This window comes from Methanothermobacter sp. CaT2 (assembly GCF_000828575.1).
Classification (GTDB): Archaea; Methanobacteriota; Methanobacteria; order Methanobacteriales; family Methanothermobacteraceae; genus Methanothermobacter.
Map to the genome: position 1 here is coordinate 386,079 of NZ_AP011952.1, position 21,860 is coordinate 407,938.

The 21,860-nt window shown below is 50.7% G+C and carries 18 protein-coding genes; 7 read left to right on the forward strand and 11 right to left on the reverse strand.

The features are described from left to right. The first annotated feature begins 81 nt into the window (after positions 1-81). From MTCT_RS02040 to MTCT_RS02055, 4 genes are all read left to right on the forward strand, one after another. A complete protein-coding gene (locus tag MTCT_RS02040) occupies positions 82-861 on the forward strand; it encodes a ZIP family metal transporter (protein WP_048175310.1) in 780 nt (259 codons plus the stop codon). A gap of 127 nt (positions 862-988) precedes the next feature. Next, positions 989-1,540 (forward strand): DNA protection during starvation protein, encoded by a 552-nt coding sequence (dps, locus tag MTCT_RS02045; protein ID WP_048175311.1) that lies wholly within the window; start codon positions 989-991, stop codon positions 1,538-1,540. A 20-nt stretch (positions 1,541-1,560) separates the two neighbouring features. Next, entirely contained in the window at positions 1,561-1,809 is a 249-nt protein-coding gene (locus MTCT_RS02050) for a cytochrome b5 domain-containing protein (RefSeq protein WP_048175312.1), read from the forward strand. Next, positions 1,802-3,547, forward strand: a complete 1,746-nt coding sequence (locus tag MTCT_RS02055; protein ID WP_048175313.1) for a thiamine pyrophosphate-dependent enzyme — start codon at positions 1,802-1,804, stop codon at positions 3,545-3,547. Before MTCT_RS02050 ends, MTCT_RS02055 begins: the two co-directional genes overlap by 8 nt. Positions 3,548-3,569: 22 nt before the next feature. Here the strand turns inward: MTCT_RS02055 and MTCT_RS02060 are convergent, their stop codons facing one another. The 4 genes from MTCT_RS02060 to MTCT_RS02075 form a co-directional block, all read right to left on the reverse strand. Next, entirely contained in the window at positions 3,570-4,613 is a 1,044-nt protein-coding gene (locus MTCT_RS02060; protein ID WP_048175314.1) for an ABC transporter ATP-binding protein, read from the reverse strand. 21 nt (positions 4,614-4,634) lie between these two features. Then, a complete protein-coding gene (locus MTCT_RS02065; protein WP_048175315.1) occupies positions 4,635-5,321 on the reverse strand; it encodes an ABC transporter permease in 687 nt (228 codons plus the stop codon). 72 nt (positions 5,322-5,393) lie between these two features. Further along, entirely contained in the window at positions 5,394-6,275 is an 882-nt protein-coding gene (locus MTCT_RS02070) for a substrate-binding domain-containing protein (protein ID WP_048175316.1), read from the reverse strand. 133 nt (positions 6,276-6,408) lie between these two features. Beyond that, a complete protein-coding gene (locus MTCT_RS02075) occupies positions 6,409-6,681 on the reverse strand; it encodes an ATP cone domain-containing protein (protein WP_048175317.1) in 273 nt (90 codons plus the stop codon). Between the two features lie 321 nt (positions 6,682-7,002). Between MTCT_RS02075 and MTCT_RS02080 the strand changes: the two genes are divergently transcribed. Beyond that, positions 7,003-7,701, forward strand: a complete 699-nt coding sequence (locus MTCT_RS02080; RefSeq protein ID WP_048175318.1) for a hypothetical protein — start codon at positions 7,003-7,005, stop codon at positions 7,699-7,701. Positions 7,702-7,706: 5 nt separating this feature from the next. On the opposite strand, the gene MTCT_RS02085 is transcribed toward MTCT_RS02080, so the two are convergent. The 5 genes from MTCT_RS02085 to MTCT_RS02105 form a co-directional block, all read right to left on the reverse strand. Then, the gene (locus MTCT_RS02085; RefSeq protein WP_048175319.1) at positions 7,707-12,488 is read right to left on the reverse strand and encodes a DUF3320 domain-containing protein; all 4,782 of its coding nucleotides are present in this window, start codon (positions 12,486-12,488) and stop codon (positions 7,707-7,709) included. Between the two features lie 63 nt (positions 12,489-12,551). Then, on the reverse strand, positions 12,552-12,878 hold the full coding sequence (locus MTCT_RS02090; protein WP_048175320.1) for a hypothetical protein: 327 nt from the start codon (positions 12,876-12,878) through the stop codon (positions 12,552-12,554). Beyond that, on the reverse strand, positions 12,878-13,189 hold the full coding sequence (locus MTCT_RS02095) for a hypothetical protein (RefSeq protein ID WP_048175321.1): 312 nt from the start codon (positions 13,187-13,189) through the stop codon (positions 12,878-12,880). The genes MTCT_RS02090 and MTCT_RS02095 overlap by 1 nt, the downstream gene beginning before the upstream one ends. A 105-nt stretch (positions 13,190-13,294) precedes the next feature. Next, positions 13,295-14,206 carry a ribonuclease H-like domain-containing protein gene (locus tag MTCT_RS02100; RefSeq protein WP_048175322.1) on the reverse strand — a complete coding sequence of 304 codons (912 nt, stop codon included), beginning with the start codon at positions 14,204-14,206 and terminating at the stop codon, positions 13,295-13,297. A gap of 34 nt (positions 14,207-14,240) precedes the next feature. Beyond that, positions 14,241-16,709, reverse strand: a complete 2,469-nt coding sequence (locus tag MTCT_RS02105) for a DEAD/DEAH box helicase (protein WP_048175323.1) — start codon at positions 16,707-16,709, stop codon at positions 14,241-14,243. Between the two features lie 220 nt (positions 16,710-16,929). Here MTCT_RS02105 and MTCT_RS02110 point away from each other — a divergent pair, with 220 nt between their 5' ends. Continuing rightward, on the forward strand, positions 16,930-17,517 hold the full coding sequence (locus tag MTCT_RS02110; protein ID WP_144245647.1) for a DJ-1/PfpI family protein: 588 nt from the start codon (positions 16,930-16,932) through the stop codon (positions 17,515-17,517). A 113-nt stretch (positions 17,518-17,630) separates the two neighbouring features. Continuing rightward, on the forward strand, positions 17,631-18,035 hold the full coding sequence (locus MTCT_RS02115; protein WP_084126323.1) for a thermonuclease family protein: 405 nt from the start codon (positions 17,631-17,633) through the stop codon (positions 18,033-18,035). A gap of 61 nt (positions 18,036-18,096) precedes the next feature. On the opposite strand, the gene brxL is transcribed toward MTCT_RS02115, so the two are convergent. Further along, the gene (gene brxL, locus MTCT_RS02120; protein ID WP_048175325.1) at positions 18,097-19,524 is read right to left on the reverse strand and encodes a BREX system Lon protease-like protein BrxL; all 1,428 of its coding nucleotides are present in this window, start codon (positions 19,522-19,524) and stop codon (positions 18,097-18,099) included. Then, positions 19,521-21,857, reverse strand: a complete 2,337-nt coding sequence (gene pglZ, locus MTCT_RS02125; RefSeq protein ID WP_052457313.1) for a BREX-4 system phosphatase PglZ — start codon at positions 21,855-21,857, stop codon at positions 19,521-19,523. The genes brxL and pglZ overlap by 4 nt, the downstream gene beginning before the upstream one ends. Positions 21,858-21,860: the final 3 nt, after the last annotated feature.

A 21,860-nucleotide genomic window follows, 5' to 3' on the forward strand; every position in this document is an offset into this window, starting at 1 on the left:
TTTTGTCTGGTTATTAATCTGTACGGAATTAGAGGGTCTGAACACAAGGAGTTATTAAAGAGTCTGTACATAGAATTCACAATGGATCCTGGAAACCCTGTCTTCAATGCATTCCTTGCAACCATCTTCACCTGGCTCATGACCCTTGCAGGGGCGGCCCTGGTTTTTCTACCGCTGCAGGGTGAGAGAAAACTCCTTGACTCATCCCTTGGCTTTGCAGCAGGTATAATGATCGCCGCGAGCTTCTGGTCACTCCTGGTCCCTGCCATTGAACTGTCACCCACCGGGATGTATGCCTGGTTTCCTCCGGCTGCAGGATTCCTTGCCGGCGGTCTCTTCCTCTCAGCAATGGACAGGATCATACCACACCTTCACCCTGGCTGTGACCCTGAAGGTCTGCCAACGACCTGGCGGAGGAACAGACTCCTTCTCCTTGCAGTTGTGATACACAACCTTCCTGAGGGGCTGGCTATCGGTGTTGCCTTCGGTGCGGCTGCCAGTACCGGTGGACTTGCAGCTCCCCTTGCACTGGCACTGGGTATAGGTATACAGAACCTCCCGGAGGGAGCAGCGGTATCACTGCCCCTCCTGGGTGAGGGGCTCTCCAGGTGGAGGAGCTTCATCTATGGACAGTTATCCGGTATCATTGAGGTGCTTGGGGGGGTTGGAGGTGCCCTCATGGTCTACTCCTTCTCAGGGATAATGCCCTATGCCCTTGGCTTTGCAGCGGGGGCCATGATATTCGTTGTGATAGAGGACCTGATACCTGAGTGCCAGAGCGGCGGTAACACAGATCTTGCCACGGTCTCAGCCCTCATGGGCTTTGTTCTCATGATGGTACTTGACCTCGCACTTGCCTGATCCTCATGACATATCATAGTTCAGCCGATGGCCCCTCTCACTGAAAATTTTTTCATGAACACTCGGATTAGGTGTTTGAATGTCACATTTTATTAGATATGATTCACATAATATTTTAGGTGATATCATGGCCAGGGTTACCCGTGAGATGGTTGAAAATTCAGGTATAGATGTGGATGAACTTGTGGAACTGCTCGTTAAGAACGCGGCTGCTGAGCTCACAACCTTCTATTATTACACCATACTCAGGGCCAATCTGATTGGACTTGAAGGTGAGGGGCTCAAGGAGATCGCCGAGGCTGCAAGGATAGAGGACAGGAACCACTTTGAGGCTCTGGTGCCCAGGATATATGAACTCGGCGGTGAACTTCCCGGGGACATGAAGGAATTCCATGACATCTCAGGATGCCCACCGGCGTACCTGCCTGCTAAGACCAATGACACAATGGAGATCCTTGAGGTGCTGGTGGCAGCAGAGAGGTGCGCTGTCAGACAGTACACCCATATATGTAACATCACCGCCGGGAAGGACCACAGGACCTATGACCTTGCACTCTCAATACTCCATGAGGAGATACAGCACGAATCATGGTTCTCAGAGTTCCTGGGTGAGGGACCATCCGGTCACTTCATGAGGCGCGGTGAGACATCACCCTTCGTGAGGAAGTTCCTGGAATAATCAGCGAATTCCGTGGTTCCATGAGAAAATTCACCCTGGAAGAACTCCGGGCATTTGATGGGCGCTCGGGACCTGCGTACATTGCATTTGAGGGAAGGGTCTATGATGTCTCAGGTAGCTTCCTCTGGAGGGACGGGAGACACCAGGCAGGCCACAGTGCAGGATCAGACCTCACAGAGGATATAAAGAAAGCCCCCCACGGGGCTGAACTCCTTGAAAGGTTCCCTGTTGTTGGTTTACTCGCTGAGAGGGGAGGTGCTGATGGCTGACTTCAGGTGCACTGTATGCAACTACATATTCCATGAGGAGACTGATGGGGAATTCGATTCACTCCCTGATGACTGGCGGTGCCCTGTCTGCAATGCGCCACGCACAGCCTTTGTCAGGGTTCCATCCACTCTGGAGGAGGGCGGCAGGACGGTTTCTGAGGTCTTCATCTCCCAGCTTGCAGCGTGGGGTGTTAAATACGTCTTCGGCATCCCGGGCACATCCACCCTGGGACTCGTTGATGCCCTCAGAAGGAACGATGAGATAAGGTACATACAGGTGCGTCATGAGGCCGCGGCGGCCTTCATGGCCTCCAGCTACGGTAAACTTACTGGCCAGCCCGCGGTCTGCATGGCTGTGGCCGGCCCTGGGGCATCGAACCTCATAACAGGTCTCCTTGACGCGGCCCTTGACCGGGCCCCGGTTCTTGCAGTCACAGGACAGGTCGAAACCTACAGGATAGGTACAGGTGCAAGCCAGGAGATAGACCAGCACAGCCTCTTTGAGTCTTTCTCGGTCTACAACATGACCCTGGTGAGCCCGGATGAGGCAGCTGAGATTGCCAGGGAGGCTGTGAAGCACGCCATCCTTGAGCGGGGTGTTTCACATGTTGACGTCCCCAGGGATGTCCAGACAATGGAGTGCACCGCCCCGGTGAAGCCCCTCAGGGGCATGATGGCGGAGGCTGCAGTCACACCCACCAGGAATCGGCTGAGGGCTGCAGCTGATCTGATAAACAGGGCAGAGCGGCCCGTGATAATAGCGGGCTTCGGTGCCCTGGAAGCAGCTGACAGTGTTGTTGAACTTGCAGAGAGGATTGGGGCCGCCATCGTATCCACCTTCCGGGGTAAGGGAATCGTTGATAATGACCACCCCCTCTACATGGGCTGTCATGGTAGCCTGGGCTCGGCTGCTGCGGCCGAGGCTGTGAGGAAATCAGATCTACTCCTGGTTATCGGGTCATCCTTCTCTGACCTCACCCAGATCCCGCCGGCGAGGACCCTCCAGGTCGACCTCGACCCAATGATGATAGCGAGGCGCCACCCGGTTGAGCAGGGCCTCACAGGAAGGTCCTCCCTCATAGTCCCGGAACTTGTATCAATGGTGGAGGAGAAGGAAAGGGGGTCCTACCTGGCAGAACTCGGGGAACTCAGGGATGAATGGCTGGGACTCCTTGAATCAGAGGCGGATCCTTCACTGAGACCCATCAGGCCCCAGTACATCATATCAGTCCTGAACAGGGAACTGGATGATGATGCCATCATAACCCTTGATGTTGGTGAGAACGGATGGTGGTTCGGCCGGAACTTCCAGATGAAGAGCACCCAGAGGCTTCTCTTCTCAGGTTACCTGGGATCCATGGGCTTCGGTCTTCCTGCGGCCATCGCAGCACAGCTTGAATTCCCGGATAGACAGGTCGTTTGCATCAGTGGTGATGGGGGCTTTTCGATGGTGATGGCCGAGTTCCTCACCGCCGTGAAGTACGGGCTCCCTGTGAGGGTCTTCATAATGAACAACAGGACCCTTGCAATGATAATGCAGGAGCAGCGTGTTGAAGGATTCCCTGTATGGCAGACAGAGCTCCAGGACTGTGACTTCGCAGGTTTTGCAGAGAACTGCGGGGGCAGGGGCCTCAGGGTGGATGATCCCTGTGAACTGGAGGAATCCGTGAGGGAGGCCCTGGGGACTGATGGTCCGGTCCTTGTTGACATTGAAACAGATCCACGGCGCTTCATCTAGCCTTCAAAGGAGCTGGGAGGTCTCATCTGATTACATGAACAGCAGAGGCCTTGAACTCTATCCAGACCCTGGACCCGGTGGTGATCCCCATATCACTGAGGGACTTCCCTGTCAGGTGGACGATCAGGGTTTCACCGCCACAGCGCACCTCAAGATGCTGCACCGAACCGGCGTCCCGGACAGCCAGAACCCTGCCCTCCAGCTGGTTCAGGGCACTTGAATCCATCCTCCGCCAGGATACAGTTATGTCCTCAGGTCTTATGGTGACTGAAACATCTCCTGTGGCCCTCTCTGATGAGTAGATGCTTATACCATCACATTCGATGATGGAAATTCCGTCACCGGTGATATGGGCCCTCCCCCTCAGTATGTTCCTGGCACCAACAAATTCTGCCACGAACCGGCTTGCCGGTTTTCTGAATATCTCCCGGGGCTTACCAGTCTGGAGGATTGACCTGTTGAGGATTGCAATCCTGTCTGCAAGCTTCTGTCCCTGGAGGAGGTCATGGGTCGTGAATATCACGGTAACATCCAGATCAGCTATCACATCTTCCATCCTTGACCTTGAGATTGGGTCAAGGCTGGATGTCGCCTCATCAAGGAGCACAACGTCTGGCCTGTTTATGAGGACCTGTGCCAGGGCCAGGCGCTGCCGTTCCCCGCCGGAGAGTTCAGTGGTCTTCCTGGACTCATAGCCCTCGAGGCCCACCGTTTCAAGGACTCTCTTCATCTCTGACTCATCAGGCCTTTCACCCCTGATGCGGGGACCGTAGAGGATGCTCTCAGCCACGGTGCCCCTGAATACCGGGGTGTTCTGGAACACCATACCCATTCTCCTCCGGACCTCCAGGGGTTTCAGGTCATCAACCTTCTTTCCCATGAACAGTATCTCACCCTCGTCCGGTCTTTCAAGGAGGTCCATTATCCGGAGGAGGGTGGATTTCCCGGCCCCCGTTGGTCCTATGATGCCCAGGGTCTCCCCCTCCCGCACCTTAAGGTTAACGTCCTCCAGGACCTTAATGTCCCCGTAGCTCTTTGTTATCCCTGAAAGTTCAATTACATGCATCATATCACCTGTCAGAGGTATTCATTTCTCCTGGAAGTGGTTGAGGGCCGTGTTAACCATCAGGGAGATCAGGAGGAGTATTATTCCAAGGGCTATTGAGAGTTCAATGTTACCCTTCGATGTCTCAAGGGATATGGCTGTTGTTATGACCCTTGTGAATCCCCTTATGTTCCCACCGAGCATTATGGCCACACCCACCTCTGATATGGCCCTCCCGAAGCCCAGGATGATGGCGGCCATGACCGCGTACCTTGCCTCGGCGATGACCTTCATCATAACCTGGTACTCCGTGGCCCCCAGGGACCTTGCAAGATCCCGGAGTTCAGGTTTAACGCTTCTCAGGGCCGTGAGGCTGAATCCTGTTACCAGGGGCAGTATCAGTATGCTCTGGCCCAGTATCATGCCGGCGGGTGTGAAGAGGAGGTTGAATGACCCCAGGGGTCCTGATCGCGATATGAGAAGGAAGACGAAGAGCCCCACAAGTACAGTTGGCATGCTGTAGAGTGTCTGTATGATGTTTATGATGACTCTCTTCCCATGGAATTCCCTGGAGTCAATTACTGAGGCCAGAGGCACCGCAACCACTGCTGCGATGATGGTGGATGATAGTGAGATCATCAGCGTACGTGCGGTTATATCCATGAGTTCAGGGTCAAGTGATGCCATGAGTTCAAGGGCCCTTATGAATCCGGTGAGTATCTCGTTCAAGTTCCAGTCTCCATGCAGCATCTTCAGAAAATTAGTCGGGGTCTTAAAAATAAAATAGTATGTTAAATGTTTTTAGCTTTTTGGTTCCTCCCCTCCGAAGAGGGCTGTGAAGAGTGGCTGCCCGTATTCAGCCTTCCCGTACCCGGCTATGAGGTTCTGGCATTCTTCACTCATGAGGAACTCAACGAACTTCTCTGCGGCGTCGGTGTTCACACCCTTCACCCTTGAAGGGTTGATGGTTACTGCTGAGTATACATTGAGCAGTGATTTATCCTCTGTCAGGTAGGCCACGAGGGTTGTTTTGTTCCTGTAGGCGAGGTATGTCCCTGAATCTGTAAGTGTGTAGGCCTTCTTCTCGTTTGCAACCCTCAGGGTATCCGCCATTCCGCTTCCGGTCTCAATGTACCATGCTGATCCGTTCACGGTGCTGTTGTAGTCTGTTACATTCTTCCATATCTTTATCTCCCTTGAGTTTGTGCCTGAGTTATCGCCCCTTGATACGAACCTGACCTTATCAGGGTTCTTCTCTGCTCCTTCAAGTATCTTCCTGAAGGCATCCGTCCCTCTTTTCGCATCTTTAATGCCTGCCGGGTCATCGGCGGGTCCAACGATGTAGAAGTAGTTGTAGGCGAAGGGGTATCTCTTCACACCGTATCCATCCTTTATGAATTCCTCTTCCCTCTTTTTATCGTGGACTATCAGGAGGTCTGCATCGCCCCTCTTTCCGCGTTCAAGGGCTATGCCTGTTCCACCTGAAACTATTTGCACATCGATGTTGGGGTATTTCCTCTCGAAGGCTGCCTCAACATCCTCAAGGAGGCCAGTGTCCTCGAGGCTTGTCGTTGTGGATATTCTGAGTATTTCTCTATCTCCATTACCTGATATTGCGTAAAATCCTACTCCTAAGAGGATGACAGCTACAATGGCTACCAGTGCAACGTATTTCCTGTCCATGGTCTTTAACCTCCATTAACTCAGAACACCTATATCGACATGAACATATATACATATCGGTTCTGTGAAGGCATCAACATGAATCATACTGAAAAATAAAGAAGGGCTGCTCTGAGGGAGTTATTCCCAAAGTCTACTTCTTGTACTTCTTCTCAAACCTTCTCCAGGACTTTGCAATGTATGGTTCACACCTGTCAAGCTCGGTCAGGAGACACGCCCGTATCGTATCGCTCTTTATCTCCTCTTCAGCCTCTATCTTCTTTTTGACGGTCTCGTAGACCCTCTCGATGATCTCCTTTTTCTCCTCAGGACTGTAACCGGCATCAATGGCTGCCTTCTCCAGTGATGCCCTTATCTTGGATGGTTCATAGGGCTCCCTGAAACCCCTCCTCTTTATCACGTTCATGTTATCACCATTTCATGTATCTCTCTCCTCAATAATGTATTTTTTCCAGTGAACATCAGATTCATGGACAAAGTGATAAAGATATCCGGAAGATGCAACATATAATGTGTTGGGGACCCGATGGAAGAAGATGAGAGATGAGAACCGATCAGATGGTGAGAAGGTCAGAATCCCCGCAGGGCTCCCCTTACTGGTGACGTAATGAGATCTCCAGCAGTATATGATACTGCAGACCTGTCTCCAGTGCATGATGGGAGCATAATTACACTGCGGGTCTCATGGTAATAGAAACTGAGAAGTACCCTATGCGAAGGTGGAAGCATGAATGAATGCCCGGAGAACAGTTCATGGAAGCTGAAACTTCTAACATCAATCAGGATCCTTCTGGTGCTGATGGGTGTTATCATCGTGGTCTTTGGAGCGGGGGGTACCAAGGTCTTCGGACTCATAACCCTCATCGCTGTTGCAGTTGTCTACATCCCTGCCCTGAGGCACCCCCATGGTTTACGGGTCATCCCGGTGGAGATTGAGATACTCTTCCTCACAGTTGTTGCACTGGAGTACATCCTTGGCAACACATTAGGCCTCTACGGGAGGATAGCCTACTATGACAAGTTCATGCACTTCACCGTCCCCTTCATAGTCGCACTGATAGGCATGATGCTCATCTACACGGCCTACGTCTATGGAAAGATAAGGACCAGCCTCCTGATAATGGCCTTCCTCATAGTCTTCGTGACCCTGGGACTCGGCGCCCTCCTGGAGCTTGTTGAGTACGGCTACGACCACTACCTCTACCAGCACATAGAGCATGTCCTGCCGACCGGTCCCACACAGGGGTCCCCGGTAATGGATCCCCTCGCTGATACCATGTTCGACCTCCTCACAGACCTCCTGGGCGGGGTCTTCGGGGCCGTTACCGGCGTTATACTTGTCAGAAGAGCTGAAAGGAAAAACTACTGCCTCGAATGGGTTGATGATGTGGCAAGGTTTGAGGGCATCGACGAAGATCAGAGGTAAGGTAATCAGACGATCCTGACACCTTCATCATCAACCACAATTTCGCCCCTCCTCGCCATGTCCTCCATTACACTCCTTATCCCTGAGGCAGTCTTCCTGCTGGTGTTCTTAAAGCCGAACATCCTGGATACACGTGTTATAACCTCATCCATGTCAGAGGTTGACCTGAGGGCAATCCTCACAGCCTCCTCGATCTCCATCGGAGATATGAGGGATATGTCGATCCTCCCACTTCTCCTTCGAACCGTTACAGGCATGGAGTCTGAGAGGAGGAGGAAGTCACCGTTTCTCTTTATGTTACCGTTATTCTCTGCCATCTCAATGGCCGAGTTGATTATGCTCCTGACCCTCCTCCCGGCCCTCCTCAAGCCACAGGACTCCCTTATACGCCTTATAACCTCCTCCACGTGGACGGGGCCCTCCATGGATACTATCTCACTGACAACAGAGGATATTACCGGTGTGGGGCTCCGGTAGAGATCATCCGGTTCCCTGAGCTTGTCGGTTTCATACTCAACGTACTCTGCCGCTCCATCCCTCGGGGGTTCCTGGTCAGGACCCCCGGACTCATCAACCGCAGATTCATCCACCTCATCAGCAGCCTCTTCCATATCACCTGTTTCAGCAACCACAGGTTCCTCCACCTCATCAGCAACCTCCTGTTCAGTTTCAGGAGTCTCAGGTGACTCCCTGACCACCCTGGCCTCCTCAACAATTTCCTCGAGCCTGTCAGAGACCTTCCTCTGTGTCTCCTCACGGTTCCTGTACCAGTCAGAGGACCAGAGGTGTATGATGTTCCAGCCGAGGTTCCGCAGAATCTCCTCCCTCAGCCTGTCACGGTCCCTTGCAACCTCGGCCCTGCTGTACATCTCACCATCGGTGAGTATCCCTGCAATGTACCTGCCCGGCTCATCAGGGTCCTTCACCGCGAAGTCAACACGGAACCCGGCACATCCAACTCCCCTGTCAACCTCGAATCCCTCATCAACCAGGAAGTCATATACCGAGTCCTCAAAGAGTCCCTGGGAGGTGTCGGTGGAGTCTGATTCCAGGACACCGGTCTCGGCGTACCTGAGGAACCTCCTGAGGGCCCTGACACCGAAGGGTGTCCCCGGCCCGGTTCTGAGGTCCGAGGACCTGAAGTTTGTGAAGACCACACACTTCTCACGGGCCCTGGTTATGAGGACGTTCAGCCTCCTCTCACCACCCTCCTGGTTCAGGGGTCCGAAGTTGAGGGACATGCGGCCCCTCTCATCGAAACCGTAGCCCACACTTATGAATATCACATCCCTCTCATCCCCCTGAATGGTCTCCAGGTTCTTTATGAAGAAGGGCTCATCGGTCTCCTGGTTTATGATCCGTTCAAGTTCAGGGTTCTCCCTTAGCCGGGCCTCCAGGGCCTCCAGTATGGCGTTCATCTGGGCCACCGAGAATGTACCCACACCGAGACTCCTTGAGGAACCATACCTCATGAAGTGGTCCTCTATGGCGTCAACCACCGCCGCGGCCTCCAGGGGATTGGATGACGTCCTCCCACGCTCATAGACCGTGTCCGGGAGGTAGACCAGGTGCAGCCCAAGCTCCTCGTCCTCCCTTGCAGGGGACGGGTAGACCAGGAGCCTGTTATCATAGAACTCCTGGTTGGAGACCGCTATGAGGGATTCGTGCCGGCTCCTGTAGTGCCACCTGAGCATCCTCACAGGGAAGCTCCTCTTGCAGAGGTGCAGTATGCTCTCAATGTCTGCAGCGGTGGCCACATCCTCTGAGTCCTCCTCCGCTGATATCATCTGGTCAAAGAAGCTGGTCGGTGGGAGCTGGTTGGTGTCACCCATCACCACTGCCGTCCTGGCCCTGAGGAATGCCCCCAGGGCGTCCTCGGGTTTAACCTGTGATGCCTCGTCAAAGATCACGACATCGAACTGGAGCTGGCTGCTCCTGGGGTCAAGGTACTGGGCTATCGAGAGGGGGCTCATCATGAAGCAGGGCTTTATCCTCTTTACAGTGCCACCTGCAAGTTTCAGGAGCTTCCTCAGGGGCATATGACCCCTTTTACGTGTGAACTCCCCGCTGAGGATGCTCTCCTCTGAGTTGGGGGCCGCACCCCCAAATACCGTGGGCATGTTACTGTTGAGCTGGTGTATGAGCCTCTTCCTGTTGAGCTCGATTATCCTGGAGTCCAGCTCCCTGAACTCCCTTATCTTGGCCTCGTGGAGGTCACCTATGAAGGTGTACAGTGTGGGTATCTCCCTGAAAGCCCTTTCAAGGAGTGCATCTGCAAGGTTACCCTCCATGGCAGGCCTTATATCATCCATGCGGATTATACCGGACTCTATTATGGGTATGAATGCAGCTCCCCTGGTCTTCATGCAGAGCCTCTTCTTCTCAAGGTACTGTGACCAGAGGGGGAGGAGGTTGAGGGCCTCACTCCAGGCCTTCACCCTTGACCTCCAGGCCCTGAAGGGGACGTCCTCTGGCATGGAGTTGAAGAGGACATGGGCATGGGTGTTTATACCCTTCTGGAGCCTTGAGAGTTTATCCTCAAGTTCATTGTAGATTTCCATGATATCCTCAAAGTCAGAGAGCAGTTTCTCACCATCAAGGCCCCGGGAGATGCACTCAAGGGTCCTCTCTGATATCATTCCATCACTGTGGAGGTCCCTGAACCTCACAATCCACTCTGCGGTGGCCCTGAGGTCCTCGAGGGGCGGGTTCTCAGGGTTCCACATTGGACCGAAGAACCTCTCAGCCACACCGCTGTACCTCTCAAGTTCCTCCCTCAGGCTCATGACGTCCATGAGGTTCTCAAGGTCCTCAACAATCTCGTAGTCGTTCTCGGGGGCCCTACCGACGTACAGGGCGTCTATCTCATTCCTTATCTTCCTGTACCTTCCGCTCAGGAACTTTATGCGGCTGGATGACTCCTTCAGGTAGTCCCTCAGGAGGGCCTCCAGGTCCACTCCATGTACAGATTCATGGAACCTGTCCAGTATCTCACGCTTCCTGGTGTAGGACTCCAGTTTATCAAGGAGGGTGAATGCATCCGCCCTGTAGCGGTCCCATATACTGGATTCCAGGACCCCCAGGTCGAAGGGCCTTGACTCTGCAACCACAGAGACAACCTCGGCGAGCCCCCGGAGTTCGCCCGGGGTCTTAACCCTCATGAACCCGTATCTCTCCTGGAACTCCTTCAGGGATGCTGTTAACCTGTCAGCGGTCTTCATTATTGATTCAAGGAGTATTTCAAGTTCCCTGACATCTGAGGGTAGCATCATACCGGGATCGGTGCCGGACCAGGGGTTCTCCTGGAGTGGCGGGAGGAGTTCAGCCAGTTTGGCCAGGTTTCTGAGTTCAACAAGGGCCTCATCCCATTCGTCGGGTGTTATGGTCTCAGGGGAGGGTATCCTGACAAAGGGGAGCTCACCCTTGAAGTACTTCTCTGCACGCTCCTTCATCCCGAATAGCTGGAAGGGTGAGAGCTGTATGCTGTAAAGGGGTTCGTGGAGGGCGCGACGGTACTCGTTGAGTTCATCACGGAGCTTCTCTATCCTCCTGAACTCCCTCTCTGCCTCGGGCCTATCTGCCTCTGCCTCCATGAGGGTGGCTTCCAGTTCATTGAGGACGTCCTTCTTACGGGCCTTGTGGGAGTGGAGTTCAAGGCAGAACCTCCCGAGCCCTATGGAGTCCAGCCTGCTCTTGACAACCTCAAGGGCCGCCATCTTCTCACTCACAAAGAGGACTGTCTTGCCTGAGGCCATCAGCTCCGCTATGAGGTTCACTATGGTCTGGGACTTCCCGGTGCCGGGTGGGCCCTCAACCACAAGGTTCTTACCTGCCTTCACGTCCTCTATAACCGCGATCTGGGATGAGTCAGCATCCACGACATGGTAGAGGTCCCTGTAGGGTATGCTGTCTATGTCCACCTCCTCGCTGTCATCGTCTATCTCAATGGAAAAGAGGGCCTTCAGGAGGGGCCTGTCCACTATCTCATCCCAGTTGGGATAGGAGGAGGGGTCCAGGTCCATGTACATGAGGAACTTGGTGAAGGAGAAGAATCCGAGCTGGACCTCATCGGTGACACCCCACCCCTCCATTGATGAGACGGCGCCCTCGACGCGTTTAAGGTATGCTGAGACACCCCCAGGAGAGGATGGCATGCTGAACTCTGGCAGTTCGACACCCTCCTCCCTGAGCCTCGCCTGGAGGGACATGTTGGTTATGATCTCACTTCCATCCCAGCGGAGGGAGAAGGATGAACCTGCCCTCCTCCTCTCAAGTGACACCGGCACCAGGACCAGGGGTGCTCTTCTGATATCGGGTTCCCCTTCGGTCCTCCACTCCAGGAAGCCGAGGGCCAGGTAGAGTATGTTGTAGCCCTGCTCCTGTATCATGGTCCTGGCCCTCTGGTTGATGTAGAATAGCCTCCTCTGGAGTTCGGCCTCTGTAAGGGCCGTCTGGAGTATGTTCTCGTCCTCCACCTCCATCAGGTTCTCCTCCAGGAGGATACCCTCAGATGAAACTTCCAGTTCATCGCTGGGGTTGTCCTCACTGGAGGGCGCATCCTCATCTGGATCCAGGGTTTCCTCCTCCTCAATGCGGGGTGCGAGCTTCATCTTTTTCCGGTTGAGGACAAGGTAGCTGTATATGTACTCGGGGTCATGGTTCACCACCTCAACCGTCCTGGACCTTGGTCTGAAGTTGAGGAGCTGGTTCCTCATTGTGAGGTCAAGGAGTTTCTCCCTCAGATTCTCAAATTCCCTTTCGATGATTTCCCTTGCAGATTGATCCATTCAGATTCTCCCTCAGTTCTCTTTCATAGAAGTCACGTCATCAGTATCTAAATTAATTCTATCCTAGATATTCTTCTCCCCCGGCACCGTTAATGTGGCCACCCTGTAGAAGATGTAGACGAATATTAAATCAACAAGCCATATCATGGCGGCGATGATCTCATCATTCCCGGGGATTGGCCAGAAGAGGTCAATGAGGTCCATAACCCTCGTGGCTGAGAATACTATCATTGAAACTGCGAATACGCTTATCAGAATGGCTGTTTCATCCATTTTTGAGAACAGCATCCCCAGGAACGCCTCATCATATCGCAGGTTGTTCAGGAGTATCCTCGCTGAGAAGTAGAGCGTCAGGAGTGGGGGTATCATTACAATCCATTTCACATACATCAAAGATCACCGCCCATCACTGAGGATAAGAGGAACACCGAAACCAGGAGGAAGAATGCGTTGAGGTTCAGGAAACACTCGACGACGGCCTCCTCCTGCCCAGTGACAAAGGTGAAGCCGACCAGTACCGTGAAGATTGATGCCATAAATATTGATACACATATGAGCCTTGCGGTGCGTCTGTGGAGGAACAGCATTGAGACCGCAAGTTCCCTGGTCCCTATCTGCCTGAGTATCCTGACACAGAACCCTATTATTAGAAGACCCATGACAAGGCCGGCCACCCTGTTTATGAGGAGCAGATGATCCATATAAACACCATAGATATTATGTTCAGGGGGATATTTATCTATTCCATTCTCCTGTCATGGCGAATCATCTGCATACACGGGGATACCCGGCAGGCCAGATCCTCCTCAACAGGTACCGGAGGTCACATGGGGAATCAGCAGCGCCATGTTGATGATGTCATCACGGTTGTGCTCAACCAGGGGGACCAGGGGTCCCGGGCTGCCGGTTGAGAGGTAGGTCCTGTAGTAGTCAGGGACGTGTGAGCCCGGTATGTCAAGGTCCCTCTCAGCACCCAGGATATGCCTCTCCACCGTCGACAGTTTACAGTCAGGGAGTCTGTGCCCCCATAGTCGCCTTGAAATATGGTACAGGTCCACGTGACAGTTTTCAAGCCTGTTTTCAAGGCCATGGACGGCTGACCTCCTCCTTATGTAGGGGAGGTCGAAGCTTGCACCGTTGAAGGTTACGATGATGGAGTCTGGTGGTATGTGGTGGTAGATCTCAAGGACCGCCCCCTCCATTTCAGGTGCCGGTGCCAGGCGCTGCCTCACATTTATCACCCCATCCTCAATCCATGCCATGCCTGTGAGTATCACCGGCGCCCCTCCAAGGCCCAGGGTCTCGATGTCCAGGAAGGTGAACCTCTCCTCATCCACAAGCCCAAGGGCCCCCAGGACCCTGTAATCAGAGGATGAACAGTTCAGGTAGCCCCTGATCTCCGGGAAGTCCCCTGCTTCAATGAGACCGAGGATACGTGCCGCCTCCTCCCGGTAGGTCTCATGTTCCAGGAGGTCCTCGATGGTATGGTAGCCCTCAGATTTCAGCATCCCCTCGGTTATGGAACCAACACCCCTCAGCAGTTTCAGGTCAGAGAGGATGTGGGGTCTGACATCAGACCTCCTCAGCTTCACCCTCCTCTCATGGGATATCTCCAGGGCCTCAGAGCCTGCAGCGGTCACCCTGGACGCATCAAAGGTCTCCTCGAGTGATTCACCATCATATTCTATTACGAGATCCCATTTGAGTTTTTCAAGCACACTATACCTCCAGCGTCATTTTCAAGCCCACGGACTATGAACCGTTCATGGCCCTCTCATGGAAGTAGGCCGCCATCTCAACCTCCCCCTGCCTTCTGAGTATTTCCCCCATCAGGTAGCATGCCCCGGGATTTCCAGGGTCCCTCTCAAGGACCTCGTGTAGCCTTAGCTTGGCATCCAGGAGGTTACCCTCACTGCAGAGCTCCTCCACCCCGGCGAGGACGTCTTCATCAACCTCACTGGCCTCCCTGACCTCACCCGAGGTCTGCTCCATGAGGTGCTCCAGTATCTTCACCGTCGCGTCCCTGTGGAGCGGCGAGTTCTCGTTGCCACACTTTGGTGAGTAGATGCATGATGGGCAGCCCTCGGTGCAGCTGCAGGATGATACCAGTTCCAGGGTCGATTCCAGGAGGTCCCCGAAGACCTCAACACCCTTCTCTGCAAGTCCGATTCCGCCCTCGAAGCCGTCATATATGAATATGGTGGCCTCCTGTGTGTCCGGGTGCATGGGTGTGGATATGCCCCCGATATCACTCCTGTCGCAGAGGACGTGGAGGGGGAAGAGGGATATGAGGGCGTGTTCAGCCCCATGTATTCCCCCGTCGAAGGCGTCATCCCCGTAGATCTCCTCGAGCTCATCCCTGAGGGAGTCAGGAATGGTGAACCAGAGGGCCCTGGTCCTGAACCTGAGGGGTGGGAGGTCAAGTTCCTCTCTACCATGGACCCTGCTGTAGATCATCACCCTGTAGCCGGTGTAGTGCTCGGTCACCTCAACCTCGCCGAAGTTAACCTCAAGGTCACCCAGCCTCCGACGCCGGAGCTTCCTTATAATCCTGAGCTCGGTGTCCCTGAGGACACTGGTATGGTACTCAACGTCCCTCCTGTCAACGATTATCCTCCTGCCTTCAAGGTCAAAGTCCCGTACGGTGTAGGTGTTGCCGTGGTTCATGAGCACCGCACCCTCATGGGCCTCCCTGTAGGCCTGGGAGCGGCTCATGGTCTCAAGGACGCGGCCCTCACAGATGACCGTGAAGGTGTCCTGGGAGACGTCATCGAGGCCGTACCTGAACTGGGGGTCGCCGCTGCAGGTGAGACCATCGGGTGCCAGTTCAAGCTCCCCATCAGCGAGCATCTCCCCTGCAACACCCACACTGAAGTCGTATTCCAGGAAGTCATCCAGGGTTAAGGGCAGCTCGGAGGCCGCGCATGCAGTCTGGTTCCTCAGTATCAGCCTGTTCTGGAGGTCTATTATTGCATTCTCATGGGGCCTCTCAAAGATGAATGAGGGGTTCTTCATGATGTACTGGTCCAGGGGGTTCTCGAAGGCCACCAGGACCACCATGGAGTCCTTCAGGTTCCTCCCGGCCCTGCCAGCCTGCTGCCAGGTCGATATCATGGTCCCGGGGTAACCAGATATTATGACGGCGTCCAGTGAACCTATGTCTATGCCGAGCTCCAGGGCATTGGTTGCGGTGACACCCAGGAGCCTCCCCTCCTTGAGGTCAGCCTCTATCCTCCGCCTCTGCTCTGCAAGGTAACCTGCCCTGTAGGACGTCACCCTGTCAACGAGTTTGCGGTTCTCCCTGTCAAGCTGCTCCCTTGTCCAGCGGGTTACAAGTTCAGCCATCTTCCTTGAGATGGTGAAGCAGAGGGTCTGCACGCCCCTCAGAACAAGGTATGAGAGTATGGCTGAGGTTTCAAGGTGCGCCGAGGGATCACCCCTCTTCCTGTAGGGGTTGTAGAGTATGAAGTGCTTCGGACCGGAGGGCGATGTGTCATCAGAGATCACCCTGAAGTCAAGGCCGGTAAGTTTATGTGAGAACTCAGCGGGGTTGGCGAGGGTTGCGCTTGCAAGGATGAACTGGGGGTCTGAACCGTAGTACCTGCAGATCCTCCGCAGCCTCCTCAGGAGGAGGGCCACGTTGGAGCCGAAGACCCCCCTGTACTGGTGGGCCTCATCGATCACCACGTAGCGCAGGTTGCTGTAGAACCGCCTCCACTGGTGGTGCCAGGGGAGTATGCGGTGCAGCTGGTGGGGGTTGGTGAGTATCACCCTGGAGTTCTCTCTTATCCAGGGCCTCCGCTCCCGGGGTGTGTCACCATCATAGGTTGACGGGTTGAGTCTGAGTCCGAGCTCTGATTCCAGCTCCTCCAGGACCCCGAGCTGGTCCCTTGAGAGGGCCTTGGCAGGGTATATGTAGAGGGCCGTTGCATCGGGGTTGAGGGTGAGGGTCTCCATGATGGGGAGGTTGAAGGCCAGTGTCTTCCCGGAGGCCGTGGGGGTTGTTATGAGGATGTTCATCCCATCCCTTATGGCGTCGAGGGCCTCCCTCTGGTGGCGGTAAAGCCTTATACCCCCTGCATCCAGGTAGTCCCTGATGTTATCAGGGAGGTCCGTGGAGTCAGAGTACCTTGCTTCACGGCCCGGGATTGTCTCCACGTGTTCTATGGCATCCCTGAACCGCCAGTCCCTCCTGAACCTCTCAAGAACCCTTTTAACCATGAAAATGAATTATGGTTTAATCTTATTTAATTGTTGTCCAGGAGTGCAGAATAACCGTTTATTTAACCCGGATAACTGAAACCATGCCCCAAATCAGCATACCGGCAGGTGCAGAATAACCGTTTATTTAACCCCCAGACTGGCCGGACGGATACCGGGCGTTACACTTTTTCCAGTGATGGAACATAATATGATACAGTGTGGATGAGAGGGTGTAACTTTGAGGAGATATGTGGCTGTGGCCATCATCATGGCCTGCCTTGTCCTGGCAGCGGCCTATCTCTCAGGGGGTGGGGCCCCTGTGGAGGGTCGTGTGGCCCTGGTGGTCTTCGAGGACTACAACCCGCATGAATTTGAAACTCTCCGCTCCACAGCCACGGAGGTCACCGTGATAGGGGCGGGTAACCTCACATCTGGCTACGATGTCCGCATTGAGGATGTGAAGCCATCCGATATCAGGGGCTACGATGCAGTTATCTTCACAGGTGGAAGCGGCCTCTACAGGAGGGTGAAGTCCGGTCATGTGGACCGGGACCTGGAGATGGCGGCCGGTATAGCAGAATCAGCCAGCAGGAGTGGTAAGATCATAGGCGCCATATGCGCTGCCCCGGCCATACCTGCAATGGCCGGAATCCTGAGGGGTCAGAATGCAACCATATACCCTGGCCTTGAGGGTGTGCTCTCAGAGAACGGCGCCAGATACGTGAAGGGTGACGTCGTGGTTTCAGGGAGGATTGTAACGGCATCCACCCCTGAATCCGCCGGAAAACTGAGGGATACCCTCAGGGATATGATCAGAAAGCTTTGAGGTGCGCATTCATGAAGAGGTATATTGTCATTGTGATGCTTGCCCTGATGGTTGCGGGCTGCGTCTCGGAGGATGGTAACTACACCTACAATGAGGGTGTCCAGGACAGCAGTGTGGATAATCCTGTTAATGATTCATGGACCAGCGACTCCCAGGGTAAGGTTAACAGTACTGATGAGAAGAAATCGAGCTACGAGGCATCAGGCAGCTGTTACCATGTGGTCGACGGTGACACCATAGACGTTGAGGGCGTCGGGAGGATACGCCTGGTTGGGGTTAACACCCCTGAACGTGGACAGCCAGGCTACAGGGAGGCGAAGGACTTCGTGAAGTCCATGTGCCTTGGAAGAACAGTCCAGCTGGACATCGATGATGCTAAGAGACATGACAGGTATGGGAGGGTGCTTGCAGTTGTCTATGTTGACGGTGTCAACCTCAACAGGGAGCTCCTCAGGCGTGGCTATGCCGAGGTAATGTACATACCACCCTCTGAGTTTAACCCCTACGGATGGACCTGAAAAAAGAAGGGGTAGATTTACTACTTGATAAGGCGTTGCTACCTTGATAAAGTTCTTTAGATCACTCCCTTATTCTAATTTCGGGGACTTCTCTTGAAAATTCTGGATCTATATAACTTATCTGGGTTTTTATTATTTCCCTCATCTTAATGGCTTGCTCCAGGCAATAAAGTTTGAAATCGGATTTATCTATATCCTCTGGACTCTCCACATGAGGGAAGAGCAGTTTAAGGTAAGCCGTAGAAAGTTTGATTATGGCATTTTTATCCCTTGTATCAGCATCTTTAGGGACATCCACTAGTTTTTGGACTACATTTCTATATTGAGACTCAGTTCTAAGTTCATGGAGGATCTCTGAGAAGTATTCTACATTTAGTGCGTACCCTCTTAGTATAAGGTCCTCCCTCATCCTAGGGAGTTTCCAACCTTCAATGAAACCATGGAACCTATCTAAGAGAGCAGGATCATTGAAAAACTTGTGCAAATTAACAAAGTACCTATTATTTACGGGTTTTCTTTCCTGGGTGAGGGGAATGTTCCCCAGAACCATTAAACCAGCCGAGGATTCGCCTTTATAATTAGCCACAGAAAATGTGCCTGATTCTAGATAATTCTTCAGAGCTCCCCTTAACTCACTTTCATCGGTAAATTTTATGGTCTCAACTTCATCTATCGCGACAAAATCATAAAGAGTGAGTAAACCTGGAGTTTTTCTTGAAATGTCATATAGGAGTTTGGCCCTGCTTATAACACCTCCACTTATCACCCAACCATATTTACTGAGGTTATTGAAGACATAAGACTTTCCAGTCCCTTTAGGAGCCAATTCAAACATGTTAAGGTTGGGTTCTACAAAAATTAGTAGTCTGGAGATAAATAGAATTTTCTGCTGTAAACTTTCAAAGCCTTCAGGGTTGTATTCCATTGATCTAATGAGGAGATCAATCCATTCTGATACTTCAAATTCCCTTCTTTTTTGTTTAAAGTACTCTAAATCAACTTCATAAGGTTTAAATGATTTGTAATCCACTATTTCAATAAACCCTGTTTTTCCATTATCAGGTGGGTTGTATGAAAGTTTTACAACACCCCAAATTTCACCCCCCTTTAACTCAGGGTACTTTTCAGCGATATAATTAGGGATCACACCCTCATTATGACCAATCCCTAAATCAGGAATGGAAAATTTTATAACACCACTTCTTATATCTGGCTCAATTAGGATTCGTGCTAATACCTTTATAGGAACATAATCATTAATGAGGGTCCCTTTAATAGTTTTTTTATTCTTTTGAGCTATGTGCTTGTTTAAAAAGAGTCTTAAGTTCTCTTTATCAATTTTTCCTTCTAAGGTACTGTTCCTCTGGATTAACCAGTCCTTTACAAAAGAGGGTAAATTGTATCCTGAAAATACCCCATATATCTCTGGATTTTTCAGGACAGATTCATTTGGAAATTTTTCTTTAATTTTGAAGTCAAATATGTTCATATAAGATCCCTCTCAATAAATCCTCCTTTTATATTAACGTTCAGCTCCAGGGTTTGTTTATTAATTTTTACTTTAATTTTATATAACTTCGGTTTTAAGTCACTTAATTGTGATAAGTCTAACTGGTAATTACCATCTCCTTTATTTTCGACATTCAAAGTCCTTTTTTCAACTAAGACCTCTGGAATTCCTCTTGGAACTGGAGATAATTTGAAAGTGACTACCGGCTGACCAATATCAGCCTCTAATTCCTCAGTTTCAAGGGTGTAAGTGACTTCCCCTCTCGATTTGGATATTCTAAAATAGGGGACAAGGACTTCTTCAGGAGTGGCACCTCCATGTGTCTCCCGGGAGGGTACCCTATATAATGAAACGTGTTTTAATGCCAATAGGACGCTTTTATCACTATTATCTGGACACTCAGACTTTAAAGTCATGTAGTATCTATCATTTAACTCCTTACTATTTTCAAGCCAGAGATATCTACCCTCATGTTTTGCATCCTCAAAGTCAAGGATCTTACTATGAAACTTACTTAAAGTCAAAAAGCTGAACCCGTGATCTGAATAGATGTTAATAGTCTCATGGTCACAGGTTCTAATATCGTTTATAATAGCTTCTATAATCCTCCTAACGATTTCAAGTTCTTCTAGTAATGTTTGAGGATGTCTATAATGGTTGTTATGTATGTAACTATCTAAGTCTCCAAATTTATTAAAGGAGTATTTGTTACACTTTGTAATGCTTGGTAAGTTAACCCTACAAATTTTTGCTTCAATCAGATAGTCTTCATCAAGATACTCGTTTAGCAAGTGGTAGATCAGTGGAAGCCACTCAACTCCAAGCCCATCGATCCAATAATTAACTTCCTTTTGCTTGATTTCAGGTTTTTCAATGCGATAAAACCAATCCAGGAAAGAATCTTTGTCATGGTTTTTTTCTTCGATAGCTAATTTTAGATTTTCCGAGAAATCATTCCTAATTTTACAGATGTTATATTCTTTGAAATATTCACTTATCCATTCATCAGAGTTTAATATGGGTTTTATATTATCCCAATCAGAATAATAATAGAGTTCAGGGAAACATTCCTTGATATAAGGCCTAAGAGATTCTAAATCTTGCTCTACAACAGTATTTACAACAAACTCTTTTTCGGCTTCAGATATTCCCGTAACATACCATGCCTGTTTTTTTAACTCAAGGTCTTTAATCCCCTCTAAAGCAGCTTTAATCTTATTCTCATCTATCTTTGGAATATTCTTTAAAATCTCTTTTCTTTCAAGATAGAAACTCTCTATGTCTTCGAGGTTAAATATTTCAAGCCAAAGGGATTCAACTAGTTCAATATTTTCTAATCCATTCATTTTAGCAAAACAGTGTTTTAGATAGGTTTCCTCCTCTGAAAATTGCAAAACATAATTTTTCAGTAACCACCTATAAAAATAGTCTGACTCCTTTAAGAAATATTCTACAAGATTAACTGGCTCTACTTTATTTAGGTCCCTGATATTAAGATGATCTTTAATTAAAGAGAATAAAGTCACTGCACCCTTCTCATTAAATATTTTAATAAGCTTATTCCAATAGATGGAATCATTTTCATTAAACGGCAACTCAAATCTTCCGTTGAATATTTTTTCTATGAATTCTTTTTGATTATCTATAAGTTCTAGTTTGAATATTTCATCAGGAAGCCATTCAGCATGGAAGTGCTGGATAACCTTAGAAAACGAGAGGACATTCTCAACATCTGGATTTCTCCATAAGTTAAACCAGTCCTCTGTAGTTCTAATTATTTCAAAATCTGGGAGTCTTAATGAATCATCAAAGTCAAATGTAGCATGATAGATCGTGATATTTTTATTATCCCCTCTGAGTCTCCAAATAGGGGCCCATTCATCTCTCCTATAGAATTCATCAATAAATTCCCTTTTAAATCTTTTATAAATTCCGACAAAAGGAATGTATATCCTTGTATAATCATTTGTCTCTATTTCTGATAAGGCCTTTAGGAGACCGTAAAAGTCATTATTCGGTGTGAACCTAAGAAATTCTGAAAGTGGGGCAACTAAAAGTTTTGAATCTTCCTGCAACTTTTCCTTTATTTTTGACAATATCATATCCTTCGTAAGCCACTTACCACCAACTAACAAAGAATCAAGAAGAATCACCTCTGAAAATTCTTTTAACTGTCCTATTAATTCATTTAATTCTTCGAAGGAATTCAAAAAAATGAATCGAACTGGATATCTGTTTTTAGAGTTTTTTTCATCTTCAATCTCTAAAAAAAGATCTTTGAAAGAGTTAAACTCTTTCATATTAGAATTCATGGT